Here is a 17675-nt window from a genome sequence, read left to right on the forward strand (position 1 = left end):
TCCTCGGTGCTTTCCAGGTTCCCGCTCTCGCGTTTCCCTTTCCGGCGGTTCCGACTCTATCAGATCCTTTCGGGCCTGACTCCCAGTCAGCGGGATTCGCCTTCCCGGCCGTTGGGCCGTTCCGACGCCCCAGACCTTAGCGAACTCCGGCCGGTATTCCCAAATCGGGATGCCCGCGCCTTCGAGTCCGCGACGACCGTCCGACTGAATTGAATTCGGGCACGCCGAAATCAACCCGGTCGGGAGATCGTGCTGTGGTGTGGGTTGCCGCTCGCGCGGCTGCGGTTGCCGACACAGAGCCGTTACGGCCGCGTGGCAACCCGAAGAACCTTACGGATCGGGCAGGGAGGTGTCAAGCATCCGCTGTCAAGGTCTTTAATCCAGGTCGGTGAGGCGGCCGCCGGCGTCCGGCTGGGCGTGCTCCACTCTGCGGAGCAGGCGGGTGAGGACCTCACCGAGGGCGGTCCGTTCGAGGGGGGAGAGGTCCTGGAGGAGGTCCTCCTCGAAGACGGAGGCCAGACGCATGGCCTCGACCCACTTCTCACGCCCCTCGGAGGTCAGCTCCACGATGACCCGCACTCGGTTGGCCTCGTCCCGCTCCCGGGTGACCAGCCCCTCGCCGACCATGCGGTCGATGCGGTGGGTCATCGCGGCCGGCGTGAGGCCGAGGCGTTTGGCCAGATCGCTCGGACCCAGGCGGTAGGGCGCGCCGGAGAGCACGAGGGCCTTCAGGACCTCCCACTCCGCGTTGCTGATGCCGAGCTCCGAGGTCTGGCGGCCGTAGGCGACGTTCATCCGGCGGTTGAGGCGGGACAACGCCGAGACGATCTTCTCCACCTGCGGGTCGAGGTCCTGGAACTCGCGCCGGTACGCGGCGATCTGCTCTTCGAGTGTCGGCTCGCCGGGGCTGCCGGGGGTGTCGACCATGCCCGCCAGTATGGCACGCGACGGCTTGGTGTCGAAGTCCTTCGAGGTGTAGAGTTCAACTTCGAAATTTATCTTCTAAGTCTTCGGTTGTAAGACCTGGCGCCGTCCGGCAGTCGCGGCGGCGCCGTCCAGAGATCTGAGAGAGGTGAACGTGACCAGGGCGATGGGCGCAGCGATGCGCCGGATCCACGTGGGCAACGCACTCAGCGCGTTCGGGCTGGGCTTCACCGTCCCCTACCTGTACGTGTACGTGGCGCAGGTGCGGGGGCTGGGTGCCGTGACGGCGGGGCTGGTGCTGGCCGTGTTCGCCGTGGCCGCGCTCGTCGTGCTGCCGTTCGCCGGGCGGGCCATCGTCCGGCGCGGTCCGCTTCCGGTCCTGCTCGCCGCCCTGGTCACCGCCGCGCTGGGGGCGCTGAGCCTGGGGCTCTCGGCGCACCCGGCCACCGTCCTGGCGTCGGCCGCGGCGCTGGGAGCCGGGCAGGCCGTGATGCAGCCCGCGCTGGCGACGATGATCGTGGACTGCTCCACCACCCGTACCCGGTCGCGGGCGTTCGCTACGCAGTTCTTCCTGCAGAACCTGGGGCTCGGTGCCGGCGGGCTCATCGGCGGGCATCTCGTCGACACCGCCCGGGCGTCCTCGTTCACCGTGTTGTTCACCGCCGAGGCGGCGATGTTCGTGCTGCTGGCCGCGGTGATGGCGACGGTGCGCATCCCGCGTGCCCCGCGCTTCGAGGGCGTTCCGGGGCAGCCGGTGCGGGCGAGCCGGCGGCTGCTGCTCGGGGACCGGGCCATGGTGCAGCTGCTGGTGCTCGGCTTCGTGCTGTTCTTCGCCTGCTACGGGCAGTTCGAATCGGGGCTGAGCGCCTACGGCGTGGAGGCCGCCGGTATCTCCACGTCCGCGCTGGGCACCGCGCTCGCGGCCAACACCGGGATGATCGTGGTGGCCCAGTTCCTGGTGCTGCGCTTCGTGGAGCGGCGGCGGCGCTCGCGGGTGATCGCGGCCGTCGGGCTGATCTGGGCGGTGGCGTGGCTGACGGCCGGGTACGCGGGGCTCGGGCACGGCAGTACGGCCATGGCGACGGCGGCCTTCATCTCGACCTACGCCCTGTTCGGGCTGGGTGAGGCGATGCTCTCGCCGACCCTGGGCCCCCTGGTGGCCGACCTGGCGCCGTCGGGGCTGGCGGGGCAGTACAACTCCGCGTTCGCCCTGGTGAAGCAGTTGGCGCTGGCCATCGGGCCGGCGGTGGGCGGTCCGCTGGGCGCCTCGTGGCCCGCGCCCTACATCGTCGTGTTCGTGCTGTTCTCGCTGGGGATCACGCTGCTGGCAGTGCGCCTGGGGCGGATGCTCACCACCGTCCAGGACCGGCCGTGGCGGGCCGGAAGCCGGATCGTCATGCGGGGCCGGCCGGAGCCGGCCACCAGCGACGCCTGAGCCGGACGGCGAGCGTCGGACCCGGAGCTCCGGGTCCGACGCCCCGGGTCCGACATTCCGGCTCTGACGCTCCCGATGGGTGGCTCCCGGTGCGTGGCTCTCGGGCACGGAGCAGGGCAGTGGGTTCAGCCGGGCAGCACGAACTCGCACCAGACCGCCTTGCCGCCGTCCGGGGTGCGGCGGGATCCCCAGTTGGCGGCGATCGTGGCGATGATGGCGATGCCGCGGCCGGACTCGTCGGCGGGTTCCGCGCGGCGGCGGCGCGGCAGATGGTCGTCGCCGTCGGTGACCTCGACGATCAGGCGGCGGTCGGTGCGGCGCAGTCGCAGCCGCATGGGCGGGGTGCCGTGCTGGAGGGAGTTGGCGACGAGCTCGCTCGCGGCGAGGACGCCGAGGTCGTGCAGTTCGGTGGGGAAGCGCCAGCTCGTGAGGACCCCGGAGGCGAAGGCACGCGCGCGGGGCGCGGCCTCCACCCCGCCGAGGAGTTCCAGGGCCGCCATGCGGAACAGGTCGCCGTCCCGGCCGGTGCGGGCCGGGTGCTGCAGGACGAGGACCGCCACGTCGTCGTCGTGGTCGGCGGTGACGCCGGCCGTGCGCACCAGGCGGTCGCAGACGACCTGCGGGGTGCCGGTGGCGCCGGCGAGGGCGCGTTCCAGCGAGGCGATGCCCTCGTCCAGGTCCTCGTCGCGGCGTTCCACCAGCCCGTCGGTGTACAGGACGGCGGTGGCGCCGGGCCCGAGCGGGATCGACCCGGAGGCGTGGATCCAGCCCCCGGTGCCGAGCGGCGGACCGGTGGGCTCGTCGGCGCGCCGCACGGTGCCGGTCTCGTCGCGGACCAGGATCGGCAGGTGGCCGGCGGAGGCGTACACCAGCCGGCCCTCGCTGGGGTCGTGGATCGCGTACACGCAGGTGGCGATCTGGTTGGCGTCGATCTCGGTGGCGAGGCCGTCGAGGAGCTGGAGTACCTCGTGCGGCGGCAGGTCCAGGCGGGCGTAGGCGCGCACCGCGGTGCGGAGCTGGCCCATGACGGCGGCGGCGCGGACGCCGCGTCCCATGACGTCGCCGATGACGAGGGCGGTGCGGCCGCCGCCGAGGGTGATCACGTCGTACCAGTCGCCGCCGACCGCGGCCTCGGTGCCGCCGGGCTGGTAGGTGGCGGCGATGCGCAGGTCGTCGGGTTCCTCGAGCTCCTGTGGGAGGAGCGAGCGCTGGAGGGTGACGGCGGTCTCCCGTTGGCGGCGCTCGCTGGCCCGGAGCCGTTCGGCCGCCTCCGCGTGGTCGGTGACGTCGGTGGCGAACACCAGCACTCCCCTGTCCAGCCTCTCCGTTCTGCCCGTCCCGCCCGTCCTGCCGGTCTTATCCGCTTTGTCGGTCTTGACTTCCTTCTCGGCGCTCTCGGTCTTCTCGGTCTTCTCGCTCTTCTCGGCTCCGGCGGCCTCGCCCGCCTCCTCCGTCCCCTCCGGCTCGGCTCGCGTGCCAGAGCCGTCAGGCTGGTCGGGCTCGCCTTCCCTGTCGCTCCTGTCGCCACCGTCGCCCACCGGGCCCTTGCCGCCCGCCGGACTCGCGCCGCCCGGCTCACCGGGGTCTCCGTGGTCTCCGCCGTCTTTGCGGTCTCCGCGGTCGGCGTCGGCGATGTCGCCGGTGGCGGGGGCGACGGGCGTGCAGGTGAAGGTGTAGGAGCGGCCGTCGGGGGCCTTGCGGGACTTCAGGGTGCGGGGCCTGCCGCTGCGCAGCACCTGGTCGAGGAGGGGGAGGAGGCCCAGCTCCTTCAGTTCGGGAAGGGCTTCGGCAGCCGGCCGTCCGGGGGTGCGGGGGCCGAAGGCCGCCGTGTAGGCGCCGTTGACGTGGGCGAGGCGGTGGTCGGGGCCGTGGACGAGGGCGACGAGCGCGGGGACGCGTTCGAGGACCTCGCGGGCCGGCAGGGTGTCGACCGAGGGGCCGGACACGGTGCGGTCGGCGGTCCGGCCGGCGCGGGCCGCGGGGACGGCGCCTTCGCTCCGCCGGTCCGTGGTGGGCGACTCGGTCCGCGCTGCGGCGCGGCGCTGCGTTCCGGGGAGACGGGCGCTCCAGCGCGTGAAGTTCACGAATCCTTGCCTCGTGTAGTTGTCGTCGGCCGGCTGCGGGGCCCGGCCGGGACTCCGGTGGCCGGACGGCGGTGGCCGCACATTGTTGCAGCACCCGGGGAACGGAGCACGGCCTACGACCCCATCGGTTTTGCGGTCGGATGATCGGCCTGGCCGGGTAGGGGACCAGTCTGGCAGGGACGCGGCGCCGGTGGGTTTCCGTCCGGATCACTGTCCGGCCTCTTGAGTAACGGTCAGACGCCGGGGCGGGTGGTCCAGTTCCCGGATCCGGTCAGGAGGACCCCTTCGGGTCTCCCCCGGAGCCCTCCGGCGGTTTCCCACCGGCCGCCAGTTCGAACTCGGCGCGAGGATGTTCGAGTGATCCGAGGGAGACGATCTCCCGTTTGAAGAGTCCCGACAGGATCCACTCGGCGAGCACCCGTGCCTTCCGGTTGAAGGTGGGGACGCGGCTCAGGTGGTAGGCGCGGTGCATGAACCAGGCCGGATAGCCCTTGAGCCTGCGGCCGTAGACGTGCGCCACACCCTTGTGGAAGCCCAGGGAGGCGACGGAACCCGCGTACCGGTGGGCGTAGGCGCGCAGCGGCTCGCCGTGCAGGGAGCGCACGATGTTGTCGCCGAGGACCCTGGACTGGCGCAGCGCGTGCTGGGCGTTCGGGGCGGTCGTCGCGCCGGGTTCGTCGGCGGTGGTGTCGGGGACCGCGGCGGCGTCTCCGGCGGCCCACGCGTGGCCGGTGCCCTCGACGGTCAGCTCGGCGGTGCAGGAGAGCCGGCCGCGGTCGGTGCGGGGCAGGCCGGTGGCGGCGAGCACGGGATGCGGTTTGACGCCGGCCGTCCACACGACCGTACGGGTCGGGAAGCGTGCCCCGTCGCTGAGCACGGCGACGCGGCCGGCACAGGACTCCAGGCGGGTGTCCAGCCGGACGTCGATGTTGCGGCGGCGCAGCTCGGTGACGGTGTAGCGGCCGAGGTCGGCACCCACCTCGGGGAGGACGCGGTCGGAGGCCTCGACGAGGATCCACTTCATGTCCTCGGGGCGGACGTTGTGGTAGTAGCGGGCGGTGTGGCGCGCCATGTCCTCCAGTTCGCCCAGCGCCTCCACCCCGGCGTACCCGCCTCCGACGAAGACGAAGGTCAGTGCCGCGTCCCGGATCGCCGGATCGCGGGTGGAGGAGGCGATGTCCATCTGCTCGATGACGTGGTTGCGCAGCCCGATGGCCTCCTCGACGGTCCTGAAGCCGATGCCGTGCTCGGCGAGTCCGGGGACGGGCAGGGTCCGGGAGACGGAACCGGGCGCGAGGACGATCTCGTCGTAGGCGAGCCGCTGCGGACCGGCGCTCTCCTCCTCGCTGGCCAGGGTGGTGAGGGTGGCGGTGCGCCGCTCGTGGTCGACGGCGGTGACCTCGCCGACGACGATCCGGCAGTGCGGCAGCACACGGCGCAGGGGTACCACCACGTGGCGCGGGGAGATGGACCCGGCGGCGGCCTCCGGCAGGAAGGGCTGGTAGGTCATGTAGGGGTCGGGGGTGACGACGGTGATCTCGACCCCGCCCCGCCGCAGTTCCGCCCTCAGCTTCCGCTGGAGCCGCAGAGCCGTGTACATCCCGACGTAGCCGCCGCCGACAACGAGAATGCGCGCACGTTCCTTCACCATCCCATGACGCACCCGTCGCTGCGGTTTGTCCACAGCCCCGGCGAGGACCGCGGCGGCGAGCCGGAAACATCCCGAGTTGGCCGAAACACCGGAGTGCGGGACGGGTGCGCAGGTCAGCGGGGGTGCTTGGGGAGGCGGTAAGCGGATCAACCGGGAGGTACCCGACCCGTACTCCGATCGAGGGGCGCTCCGTGCGGAACGTGCCCCTTCTGAATTGACTCCAGCTCAACTATCTTCGTCTGGCGACGGGGTGTAGGGGGAGGCGCTCATGGGCTCCGCGACGGGGTTCCGGGCACGCGAGGCTTGTTCCGCACGCCCGGCCTTAGATGAGGAGAGTCTCCGGGGGGAGACGTCATTACCGGGGGAACATTGATGCACATTCAGGACTCTCATTGGTCGTCCGCCTCCGCCGTGGCCACCGGCGGGGCGGCGGACACGGCAGTGGGCAACGGACGCGGGGACGGCGCACGGACCGCGCCGCTGCGCGTGGACGCACAGCGCAATCTGGAGCACGTGTTGCGGGCGGCACGCGAGGTGTTCGGCGAACTGGGGTACGGCGCGCCGATGGAGGACGTGGCGCGGCGGGCGCGGGTGGGCGTCGGGACGGTGTACCGGCGCTTTCCGAGCAAGGACGTCCTGGTCCGGCGGATCGCCGAGGAGGAGACCTCCCGGCTGACCGATCAGGCCCGGGCCGCGCTCGGGCAGGAGGACGAGCCGTGGTCGGCGCTGTCGCGGTTCCTGCGCACCTCGGTGGCGTCCGGCGCGGGACGCCTGCTGCCACCGCAGGTGCTGCGGGTCGGGGTCGCCGAGGAACAGTCCGACGGAACCGGCGGCGAGGCCCGGGTGCCGCAGCAGCGGGCCCAGCCCGGAGAGGGCGAGCTCCGGCTCCTGCCCGGGGAGGGCGGGGCCTCGGTCGAGGACGATGCGGGCGCGTCGGCGCTGCTGGAGGTGGTGGGCCGGCTCGTGGAGCGGGCCCGTGCGGCGGGGCAGCTCCGGCCGGACGTGTCGGTCGCGGACGTACTGCTGGTGATCGCGACGTCGGCGCCCGCGCTGCCGGACGCGGCTCAGCAGGCGGCGGCCTCGGCGCGGCTGCTGGACATCCTGCTGGAGGGGCTGCGGTTCCGCTCGATGTGAGGCGTGCCGGGTGTGCCTCGCGGCGCGCACTTCGTGTGTTGCGACGCGGGGCGTGCCGGGTGCGTGCGTCGCGGCGCGGGCGCGCGCGCCGCGCGTTCCGGCGCGGGACGGGTGCAAGGACCTGCCCCGCGCCTCCGGGCGCTGCCCGGTCATCCCCCTCGGGCGTCCGCCCCGGCATCCGGCGGGTGAGAACGGGTAGCCGGTGCCGGCGAGTTGCCACGGACGAGTGGATGCGCGTCCCGGCCGGGGCCGCACCGCACCCGGCTGTGGCACTCTGACCCGGTGGTCGGTACGGGTTGGGCTGGCGGCGGGGGCTTTCCGCGATGAGCGTTGACGGGCGGAACGAGCCACGCGGTGACGGCGGTACGGAGGCCGGTGGCGACAGACCACCGCAGGTGCCCGACCAAGGCGGCCCCGCGAACATCCCGCCGGGGCGGCGGGGACCGGCGGCGGCACCCGCCGCGCCGGTCGGAGGGTCCGGGGGCGACACGGCACCCGGCTCGCCGGAACCGCCCGGCACGTCCGGGGGGTCGGCGGCTTCGGACGGTGACACGCAGGTCCTCGACGCCGGCCCACCGGTGACCGCGGGCGACGACGGCACCGTGCCGGCGCAGCGCGAGTGGCTTGCGGACGGCGTCCTGCCACCGCCGCGGGAGCGGCCTCCGTCCGACGCGGACCTGATCGAGCGGATGCGGGCGGGCGACGACACCGCCTACGAGGAGCTGTACCGGCGGCACGCGGACGCGGTGCGCCGGTACGCGCGGACCTGCTGCCGGGACGCGCACACCGCCGACGACCTCACCGCCGAGGTCTTCGCCCGTGTGCTCCAAGCCGTGCGCGGGGGCTCCGGCCCGGAACACGCGGTCCGCGCCTACCTGCTCACCTCCGTGCGCCGGGTCGCCGCGCACTGGATCAGGTCTGCCGGACGCGAGCAGCTCGTCGACGACTTCGCCGTGTTCGCCGCCCAGGCCGCCCGGGCCTCGGAGGTGTCCGACGACGACACCCTGGAACTCGGCGCGGACGTGCGCGCCATGCACGTGGCCGAGCAGTCGATGGCGATGCAGGCCTTCCGCTCCCTGCCGGAACGCTGGCAGGCGGTGCTGTGGCACACCGAGGTCGAGGACGAGTCGCCGAGCGAGGTCGCCGACCTGTTCGGGCTGGACGCCAACGGCACCCGTGTGCTCGCCAGCCGCGCCCGCGAAGGACTGAAGCAGGCCTACCTGCAGGCCCACGTCAGCAGCACCCTGGCCGGTGACGAGGAGTGCGCCCGCTACGCCGACCTGCTCGGCGGCTACGCCCGCCGTAAACTGCGCACCCGCGCCGAGCGGGGACTGCGCAGGCACCTGGAGGAGTGCGCCAGGTGCCGGCTGGCCGCCGGCCAGATCGAGGAGGTCGCGAGCGGCATCCCCGCCGTGGTCCCGGTGGCCGTGATCGGCTGGTTCGGTGCCGCCGGGTACGCCAAGGCACTGGGGTTCGTCGTGGGCGGGGCGGGAGCCGGTGCGGCGGGAGCCGCGGGAGCCGCGGCCGCGGCGGGCGGGGGCACGACCGCCGCGGCGGGGGCGGGCGGCGGTGCGGCGGTCTCCGAGGGGCTCGGCGCCCCGGTGAAGGCCGGCGTCGCCGCCGGATTGGTCGCCGCGGCCGCCGCGGCGGTGGCGCTGGCGCTCGCCGGCAGCGGCAGCCCGCCCGGCAGGCCCGCAGCCGTACCCCCGGTGTCCTCCCCGGTGGTCGGTACCGAACCGCCGACGCCCGCCCCGCCACCCGCGCCGGCCCCGGCACCGCGGAAGCGGGCACCGGAACCCGCCGCGTTCACCCCGTCCCCCACGCCCACTCCGCGGCCGACACCGGCACCCGCGCCCCGGCCGGCCCGGACGCCGTCCCCCACGCCCACACCGCCGCCCTCTCCGACCCCGACCCCGAGCCCGCCGCCACCCCGCGTCTCCTACCGGCTCAACGCGTTGTCGTACGACGTCGGCGGGGACGGAACGCAGCCGGAGATCCGGCTGGCGGGAAGCAGCTGGGTGTGGCAGCGGTACGGGCTGTCGATCGGCGGCGAACGGTACGCGCACGGGGTGACGGTGCGCGGCGAGTCCTCCGTCACCGTGGACCTCAACCGCACCTGCACCGCCTACGACGCGCTGGTCGGCGTCGACGACATGATGCTGGGGCTCGGCGGCGTGCGCTTCTCCGTCCAGGCCGACGGGGTCCGGCTGTGGCGCTCCGCGGCGGTCGGGGGCGGGGACCCGGCCGTTCCCGTCCATGTGGACCTCACCGGGCACCGGACCGTACGGCTGGTGGTGGAACCGCTGCACCCCTTCGACCGGCTCGCCACGGCCGACTGGGCGGAGTCCCGATTCACCTGCTCCTGAGGCGGGCGGGAACCGGAAACCGGAAGGAGGCCTGTCAGGGACCGCGGAAGTCGGGACCGCGGGTACCGGGGACACGGGCGCGGGGACCGCGGAGGCGGAGACCGGAGGAGCCGGAGCTGCGGGAACGGAGGGCGCGGTCGGCGCCGTACCGGGCCCCGCAGGGGTGCCGACCCGCGAGGAGCCGACCGGCGGGGAGCCGACCGGGGAGGGCACGTGCGAGGAGTCGGCCGGCGGGGAGACGGCCGCCGGAGGGAAGGCGGGCGGGGCGGACGGGGACGGGGACCCGTGGTGCGCTGCGGGCAGGGCGTGGTTCGGCGGCCCGGCGCCCGCGTACGGGGACGCCCGGTGGCTGCCCAGCAACTCCCGGTACAGCTGCCGCAGTTCCGGCCCCGGGTCCGTGCCCAGCCCTTCGGCAAGCGTGCGGCGGACCGCCTCGTAGGCGGCGAGCGCGTCGGCTGCGCGGCCCGTCTCCCGCAGGGCGCGGATGAGCAGGGCGTGCAGCGGTTCGTCGTACGGGTGGGCGGCGACCAGTTCGGTCAGCTCCGGGACGGTCTCCGGCGCCCTGCCCCGTCGCAGCCGTGACTCGGCGCGGGCCCGGAGCGCCTCCAGCCGCAGGGCCTCCGGACGGGCCGCCGGACCCCGGTCGGGGAGATCGGCCAGAGCGGGGCCTCGCCACAGGGCGCAGGCCGCGTCGAGGTCGCGGACGGCGGCGGCGTCCTCGCCCCGGGCGAGTGCCGCCGTGCCCTGCCGCACCAGTTCCTCGAAGACGAAGAGGTCCACGTCCGTCCCGGCCGCGGCCAGCCGGTAGCCGCCGGGTTCCGAGGTGACGGCGTCCCTGCCCAGCGCCCGCCGGAGGCGGCCGACCAGGGCCTGGAGCGCGGCAGGGGCGTCCCGCGGCGGCTCGCCCGCCCATATCTCGTCGATCAGCGTGCCGGGGGCGGCGGCGCGTCCGGGGCGGAGAGCGAGAGCGGCGAGCAGGGCACGCAGGCGGGGGCCGCCGAGAGGCACCGCACCGCCGTGTTCGTCCTGCGCCTGGGTGACGCCCAGGATTCCGTACCGCACGGCTTCATTGTCGCCGGGGACCCGCCGGAGCGGCGCAGCGGTTCACGGCATCCGGCGTGGCGGGCTCCCGCGGGCCCGACTCCTCGTCAGTTCCAGCACCGACCCCGGACCAGCCCCGGACCAGCCCTGCTTCGGCCCCGGACCAGTCCGGCTCGGCCCTGGACGAGCCCGGCTTCGGCCCCGGACCAGTCCGGCACCAGTCCTGCTTCGGCCCCGCTTCAGCCTCTGCGTGCCGCTGCTCCCAGGGCCCGGCCGCGCGGCGTGATACCGGCCGGTACCGCGCGGGCGCGTGCCGGGGTCCCGGTCCAGCAGGTGCCCCGGCGGGCCAGCAGCCGGCGGAGCCAGAGTTCCAGGGAGACCAGGTCGGCGAGGCCGTCGAGGGGGACCGGGGCGCCGGCGGCCGCCTCGCGCAGGGCCTGGCGGACGACGCGGGCCTCGACCAGCCCGGCCTCGGCGAGCAGCGGGGTGTCGAAGAGGGCGGCGACGGGCTCCGCGGCGACGCGGAGCCCGGTGTGGGCGGCGGCCGCACGGGAGGCGTGGGACGGGGAGCCCCAGCCGGCCGGCAGGTCGGTCACGCCGGCGCCGTGGAGGACGGTGCGCAGGATGTCCGCGCGTGCGCCGGGTTGTACGCGCAGCGTCTCGGGGAGGGCGCGGCAGGCGCGCACGACCTGGTTGTCCAGGAAGGGGGCGTGCAGGCGCTGGGAGCGGATCTCCGCCGCCTGCTCCAGTACGCGCAGGTCGGCGGCGTGCCGGGCGAGAGCGGCCCGGGCCCGGTAGTCGCCGGGGCGCTGACCGGGGCCCGCTCCGGACCCGTGCAGCGCACCCCTCAGGCGAACCGATACTTCAGCGAGGGCCTCTCCGGTCAGCCAGCGTGCGGCGGGGCCCGGCCCGGCCCAGGTGAGCGCCTCCAGGGAGGCCCCTGCGGCGCCCGCGGGTTCGGCGAAGCGCCGGTCCACGAGGCGTTCGGCGAGGGCTTCCAGGCCGGCGCGGTAGGGGGTGCGGGCGAGTCGGCGGGCCGCGGCGTAGACGCGTGCGGGGGCCAGCACCGAACCGTCCGCCCGGGCGAGCGCGGCGACCGGGCGGACCAGCTGCCGCCGCTTGCGGTCCATCAGCAGGTCCGCCAGGCGTGCGGGGTGCGCGTCGAGGACCTGCCGGGCGCCGTGGCCGACGAGGTGGTCGGCGCTGCCGGCGGCGAGGCGGGCGCGGTGGCGGGCGGCCGTGATCAGCGCGGGCCCGGGTTCGTCGGTCAGCGGGCCGTCCAGGTCGGCGTAGGGCAGGAGTTCCTCGCCGCCGGTGACCACCACGTGGTGCAGGCGCGGGTTGGCGGCGAGCGAGCCGGCCCGCTGCATCTCGGCCTCCGGGCCGGCGACCGCCAGGTCGTTGAAGGTGACCGCGAGCAGCCGTTCGCCGGCGCCGGTGCCGTGGCCGAGGAGGGTGCCCGGCCTGCCGGGGAGGCCGGCGGCGAGCAGGGCGAGGGTGCCGGAGGCCGGGCCGCCGGAGAGGTCCGCGCCGATGCCGGGGACCGGCATCCCGCGGGCGGCCCGCCGTTCCGCCGGGCCCATGCCGGGTACCGGCCCCGGATCGAGGTCGGGCAGGTGCCGGGGGGCGGACAGGCGGGCGCGCACGGCCGCCACCAGCGCGTCCCGCACGGAGTCCAGGGCGCTGTCCGGGTCGGCGGACGGGGCCGCCACCGCGAGGGAGGCGACCGGCTCGTACCCGACGATCTCGCGCGCCCCGGCCCGCAGGATGAGCGCGTGCCCGGGCGGGACGCGCCGTACGTCCGCGTAGGGGGTCGACTCGTGCACCGCGGCCGGTACGTCCGGGGCGGCGAGGAGCGCTGCGAGGTGCCCGAAGTCGAGGTGGGCCTCGACGAGGTCGGCCAGCGGCAGCGCGGCCGTGGCGTAGGCCGTGCCGCCGGCCCACGGGGTGTGGAACACGGGGCGGGCGCCGGCGAGGTCGCCGCAGACGGTGACCCGGCGGCCGACCTGGACGACGGCCGTGTAACTGCCCGGCCAGGCGGTGAGATGGCGCAGGGCGCCGCCGCGGGCGGCGAACAATCCGACCCGCAACTGCTCGTCGCTGGCGCCGCACAGGCCGAGTACGGCGATCCGGGTCTGGTGGTCGACCTTGATCACCCGCACCTCGTCGGGCCGCCAGTCGCCGACCGCCCAGAGGGGGTCGGGGTCGCCCCAGAGGAGTTGGGAGCCGACCGGGTGCACGGTCTCGCCCTCGTGCCCGGTTGTTCCGGCGGAGCCGACTCCGGCGGCTACCGCGGCGGTGCTGCTCCAACCCACCAACCACCGCATCGACGCCTCCACAGGCCGTGGACCACAGTGCTCCGTACGAACGGGTCACCATGCTGCCACGAAGAGGGCGCCTCGGAGGGGCGACGGCGCTGCCCGCGATCCGGTCAACGCGCCCCCGGCGCCCGGTGTGCGCCATCCGCGAGCCCCTTGCGCCCCGTGAGCGCCGCGACGCGAATGCGCCCCCGGTACGCTCCCTCTGAACGCTGGGTGCGCCCCGAACGTGCATGGTCGGAGGGGAAATCACCCGCGGGAAGAAGGGTCGATTTTCAGCCAAATCAGCGATGTTTGGCGGAGATCGGCAGGCGCGGGCGGGCGAGGTGCACACGCTCCGTACAGGTCGCGCGCACCACCCGGCCGGTGCGCAGTCCGGGAGGCGGAGACGCCTCCCGGACCGTTCCGCCGCCCGCGGGGATGTAGGCGGCGGTGTCCCCCAGCCCACTGGATCCAGTACAGCGGGCCGACCCACGCAAGGACCATGGAACCGCTCCCCCGGTGGCCGGAGAAGAGCGCACGGACAGGCGCACGGCCACACGCCCCGGAGCACACGGCAACCCTGCGTGCAGGGCGCCGCACTCCAGTACGGACCACAATCCCGCCATCCGGAACAATGCCCCTTAACGCTTGGGATGCGGCGAACTACGCTGGGTTTACGTACGAATGCCGCGTGGTTATGCCAGTGCGGCAGCCGTCTGTGTCGAGGGGTGGCGCATGTCCAGGGAGCAACGCGGGCCGAACGAAAAGCTCGGCGCCGTTCTCGCCCTCGCGGGAATCAGCAACGCAGGACTCGCGCGGCGCGTCAACGATCTCGGCGCCCAGCGCGGGTTGACACTTCGCTACGACAAGACCTCGGTGGCGCGCTGGGTGTCGAAGGGCATGGTCCCGCAGGGTGCGGCACCCCACCTCATCGCCGCCGCCATCGGGCAGAAGCTGGGCCGGCCGGTGCCGCTCCACGAGATCGGCCTGGCGGACGCGGATCCCGCACCGGAGGTGGGCCTCGCCTTCCCCCGGGACGTCGGACAGGCGGTGAGATCGGCGACCGAGCTGTACCGGCTCGACCTCGCCGGGCGGCGCGCCGGCTCGGGCGGCATCTGGCAGTCGCTGGCCGGTTCCTTCGCGGTGAGCGCCTACGCCACGCCCGCCTCACGATGGCTGATAACCCCGGCCGACAGTTCGGTGGCGCGCGAGGCGATCCCGGCGGAGGGTTCCGGCGCACCGCTCAAGGTCGGCCACAGCGACGTGCAGAAGTTACGGGAGGCCGCAGAGGACGCCAGGCGCTGGGACTCCAAGTACGGGGGCGGCGACTGGCGTTCGTCGATGGTCCCGGAGTGCCTGCGGGTGGAGGCCGCGCCGCTGCTGCTCGGCTCCTACTCGGACGAGGTGGGGCGGTCCCTGTTCGGGGCCTCCGCCGAACTCACCCGCCTCGCCGGCTGGATGGCGTTCGACACCGGGCAGCAGGAGGCGGCGCAGCGCTACTACATCCAGGCGCTGCGGCTGGCGCGCGCCGCGGCGGACGTGCCGCTCGGCGGGTACGTGCTGGCGTCCATGTCCCTGCAGGCGACCTACCGCGGCTTCGGCGACGAGGGCGTCGACCTCGCGCAGGCCGCGCTGGAACGCAACCGCGGTGCCGCCACGGCCCGCACCATGAGCTTCTTCCGCCTCGTCGAGGCCCGCGCGCACGCGCGGGCCTCGGACGCCCAGGCCGCCGGAGCCGCGCTGAAGTCGGCGGAGGCCTGGCTGGAGCGGTCCCGCCCAGGCGACAACGACCCGTCCTGGCTGGGCTTCTACGGCTACGACCGCTTCGCCGCCGACGCCGCCGAGTGCTACCGCGACCTGAAGGCACCCCGCCAGGTGCGCCGGTTCACCGAGCAGGCGCTGTCCAAGCCGACGGAGGAGTTCGTGCGGTCGCACGGACTGCGCCTGGTGGTGTCGGCGGTCGCCGAACTGGAGTCGGGCAACCTGGACGCGGCCTGCGAGCAGGGAGTGCGGGCGGTCGAGGTCGCGGGGCGGATCTCGTCGGCGCGCACGACGGAGTACGTGAAGGACCTGCTGCACCGGCTGGAGCCCTACGGGGACGAGCCGCGCGTGGTGGAGCTGCGGGAGCGGGCCCGGCCGCTGCTGACCCCGGCGTAGCGTGCGGCCGGTCCGGCTCGCGCGGCGGTGGTGGAGCGGCCCCGCGGCGGCCGCCGGCGCTCCGAGCCGGCCGGTTCCGCCCGACCGGGTCCGCGCCGGTCCCGAGCCGGTCCCGAGCCGGTTCGGCCCGACCGGTCCCGCGCCGGTTCGGCCCGGCCGGTCGGCGGGGCCGCGGTCCGCGTTCGCGCACACCGGTACAACGGCGGGGCAACGGCGGGTACCCGCGGCGTTTGAAGACGTTGTCAGTGGCGCAGTGCACTATCGGTAGCGGGAGGTGGTGCAGGTGCCGCGGCAGGTGCGGGACATTCGGCGGGGTGCGTACGACTGCGACGTGCTGGTGATCGGCGGCGGGATCGTCGGCCTGTCGACGGCGTACGCGATCACGCGCGCGGCGCCGGGCACGCGGGTGACGGTGCTGGAGAAGGAGCCCGGTCCGGCCCGGCACCAGACGGGCCGGAACAGCGGAGTCATCCACAGCGGGGTCTACTACCGCCCGGGCTCCCTCAAGGCGCGGTACGCGGTGCGGGGCGCGGCGGAGATGGTCAAGTTCTGCGCGGAGTACGGCATCGAGCACGCCGTCACCGGCAAGCTGATCGTCGCGACGGACCGCTCGGAACTGCCCCGCCTGCACGCGCTGGTCCAGCGGGGCCGGGAGAACGGCATCCCGGTGCGGGAGCTGGGCGCCGCCCAGATCGCCGAGTACGAGCCGGAGGTGCGGGGGCTGGCGGCGATACACGTCGCCACGACGGGGATCTGCGACTTCACGGGCGTCGCCCGCCACCTCGCCGAGGCCTCGGGTGCCGAGATCCGCTACGGGGCACGGGTGGTCCGGATCGACCGGCGGCCGGAGCGGGGCGTCGCCGTACGGACCGCGGGCGGGGACGTGGTGCGCGGGCGGATGCTGGTGAACTGCGCCGGGCTGTACTGCGACGAGATCGCCCGGCTGACCGGCGACGAGCCCGAGGCGCGCATCGTGCCCTTCCGGGGCGAGTACTACGAGCTGGCGCGGCCCGGACTGGTGCGGGGCCTGGTGTATCCGGTGCCCGACCCGGCGTTCCCGTTCCTCGGCGTGCACCTGACCAAGGGGATCGACGGCGGCGTCCACATAGGACCCAACGCGGTGCCGGCGCTCGCCCGGGAGGGCTACGGGTGGGGGGTGGTTCGGCCGCGCGAACTGGCCGGGACGCTGGCCTGGCCCGGTGCCTGGCGGATCGCCGGGCGGCACTGGCGGTACGGAGCGGGCGAACTGCGGCGGTCCCTGTCGAAGGGCGCGTTCGCGGCGGCGGTGCGCAGACTGCTGCCCGCGGTCACCGACGACGATCTGGTCGCGGCGGCGCCCGGGGTGCGGGCGCAGGCGGTGCTGCGGGACGGAACGCTGGTCGACGACTTCCTCTTCCGGGAGGGCGCCCGGGCCGTGCACGTGCTGAACGCGCCGTCCCCCGCGGCGACGGCCTCCCTGCCGATCGGCAGGGAGGTGGCGCGCAGGGCGCTGGCGGTACTCGACTCCGCGTGACCGCCGCACCGGCGGCGCCGGCCCCGCCCTCGGCTGCGGCCCCCGTCCGGGGCCGCCGACTCGGCCGGCCGGAGACAGGCCGCGCGCGCCCCGTAAAATCGACCTCACTGTGTCTGACTCCCTGAGCACTCCCGAAACCTCCCGGCCCGCCCCCGGCGACGAGCGGCCCCCGCACACCCCCGGGGTCTCCGTCCGGCACAGCCGGGCCAAGGGCGAGCCGCGGTTCCCCGACGGCCCGAAGGCGGACCCGGCCGGATCGCACTTCGAGCGGCGCATCCGCAGCTTCCAGCCGCGGCGGAGCCGGGTGACGGCAGGGCAGGCGGACGCACTGCAGCGGCTGTGGCCCGAGTGGGGACTCGACATCGACGGGCAGCGGGTCGTCGACGTGGCCGAGCTGTTCGGCAACGGCGGACCCGTGGTGCTGGAGATCGGCTTCGGGATGGGCGAGGCGACGGCCCGGATGGCCGCCGGGGACCCGGGGACCAACATCCTCGCTGTCGACGTGCACACGCCAGGTCAGGGAAACCTGCTCAGTCTCGCCGACCGGAACGGACTGTCCAACATCCGGGTCGCCAACGGAGACGCGATCATCCTGCTGCGCGAGATGCTCGCCCCGGACTCCCTGGACGGGCTGCGCGTCTACTTCCCCGATCCCTGGCCCAAGAAGCGGCACCACAAGCGACGGCTCATCCAGCCGGAGTTCCTGACCCTGGCCGCGGCCCGGCTGAGGCCGGGGGCGGTGCTGCACTGCGCGACCGACTGGGAACCGTACGCGGAGCAGATGCTCGAGGTCCTGACCGCGCACCCGGCGTTCGAGAACACCCGGGCCGACGGCGGTTTCGCACCGCGCCCCGCCTTCCGGCCGCTGACCCGTTTCGAGGGCCAGGGGCTGGACAAGGGTCATGTCGTGCACGACCTCCTCTTCCGTCGCGCAGCGCACCGTGACGACCCCGACCACCCTTCCGCCGGCGCCTGACGCCTTCTTCCCGCACCGCCGGCACCGCATCGCCCCGCACGGGCCGACGGCCGGCGGCAGCCGGGAACACCGTCGCGGGCGGCGCCCCTGTCTC

Annotated in this window: 10 protein-coding genes and 1 pseudogene; 6 read left to right on the top strand and 5 right to left on the bottom strand. The window is 74.7% G+C overall.

The features are described 5' to 3' along the window. Positions 1-375: 375 nt before the first annotated feature. Positions 376-927, bottom strand: coding sequence for a MarR family winged helix-turn-helix transcriptional regulator (locus tag ACL02U_RS17780; RefSeq protein ID WP_412791830.1), 552 nt, complete (start codon positions 925-927; stop codon positions 376-378). A 163-nt stretch (positions 928-1090) separates the two neighbouring features. On the opposite strand from ACL02U_RS17780, the gene ACL02U_RS17785 reads away from it, so the two are divergent. Then, complete coding sequence (locus tag ACL02U_RS17785) at positions 1091-2359, top strand: MFS transporter (protein ID WP_412791892.1); 1269 nt, start codon at positions 1091-1093, stop codon at positions 2357-2359. 125 nt (positions 2360-2484) lie between these two features. On the opposite strand, the gene ACL02U_RS17790 is transcribed toward ACL02U_RS17785, so the two are convergent. Together ACL02U_RS17790 and ACL02U_RS17795 are read right to left on the bottom strand one after the other, a co-directional pair. Then, positions 2485-4443 carry a SpoIIE family protein phosphatase gene (locus ACL02U_RS17790; RefSeq protein ID WP_412791831.1) on the bottom strand — a complete coding sequence of 653 codons (1959 nt, stop codon included), beginning with the start codon at positions 4441-4443 and terminating at the stop codon, positions 2485-2487. Positions 4444-4714: 271 nt separating this feature from the next. Beyond that, the gene (locus tag ACL02U_RS17795; RefSeq protein WP_412791832.1) at positions 4715-6094 is read right to left on the bottom strand and encodes an NAD(P)/FAD-dependent oxidoreductase; all 1380 of its coding nucleotides are present in this window, start codon (positions 6092-6094) and stop codon (positions 4715-4717) included. A 372-nt stretch (positions 6095-6466) separates the two neighbouring features. Here ACL02U_RS17795 and ACL02U_RS17800 point away from each other — a divergent pair, with 372 nt between their 5' ends. Together ACL02U_RS17800 and ACL02U_RS17805 are read left to right on the top strand one after the other, a co-directional pair. After that, a complete protein-coding gene (locus ACL02U_RS17800; protein WP_412791833.1) occupies positions 6467-7228 on the top strand; it encodes a TetR family transcriptional regulator in 762 nt (253 codons plus the stop codon). Positions 7229-7551: 323 nt separating this feature from the next. Next, entirely contained in the window at positions 7552-9594 is a 2043-nt protein-coding gene (locus ACL02U_RS17805) for a sigma-70 family RNA polymerase sigma factor (protein WP_412791834.1), read from the top strand. 414 nt (positions 9595-10008) lie between these two features. Here ACL02U_RS17805 and ACL02U_RS17810 read toward each other — a convergent pair. After that, positions 10009-10656, bottom strand: a pseudogene (locus tag ACL02U_RS17810) (AfsR/SARP family transcriptional regulator); the annotation flags it as partial. Between the two features lie 218 nt (positions 10657-10874). After that, positions 10875-12962, bottom strand: a complete 2088-nt coding sequence (locus ACL02U_RS17815) for an asparagine synthase-related protein (protein WP_412791835.1) — start codon at positions 12960-12962, stop codon at positions 10875-10877. A 708-nt stretch (positions 12963-13670) separates the two neighbouring features. On the opposite strand from ACL02U_RS17815, the gene ACL02U_RS17820 reads away from it, so the two are divergent. The 3 genes from ACL02U_RS17820 to trmB all read left to right on the top strand — a co-directional run bounded on the left by ACL02U_RS17820 (position 13671) and on the right by trmB (position 17581). Then, a complete protein-coding gene (locus tag ACL02U_RS17820; RefSeq protein ID WP_412791836.1) occupies positions 13671-15092 on the top strand; it encodes an MFS transporter in 1422 nt (473 codons plus the stop codon). A gap of 304 nt (positions 15093-15396) precedes the next feature. Further along, positions 15397-16605: an L-2-hydroxyglutarate oxidase gene (lhgO, locus tag ACL02U_RS17825; RefSeq protein WP_412791893.1), complete on the top strand. Its 1209-nt coding sequence runs from the start codon at positions 15397-15399 to the stop codon at positions 16603-16605. Between the two features lie 109 nt (positions 16606-16714). Then, entirely contained in the window at positions 16715-17581 is an 867-nt protein-coding gene (trmB, locus tag ACL02U_RS17830) for a tRNA (guanosine(46)-N7)-methyltransferase TrmB (protein WP_412791837.1), read from the top strand. The last annotated feature ends 94 nt before the right edge of the window (positions 17582-17675 follow it).

Origin of the sequence: Streptomyces sp. MS06 (genome assembly GCF_047200655.1) — a bacterium.
Classification (GTDB): Bacteria; Actinomycetota; Actinomycetes; order Streptomycetales; family Streptomycetaceae; genus Streptomyces.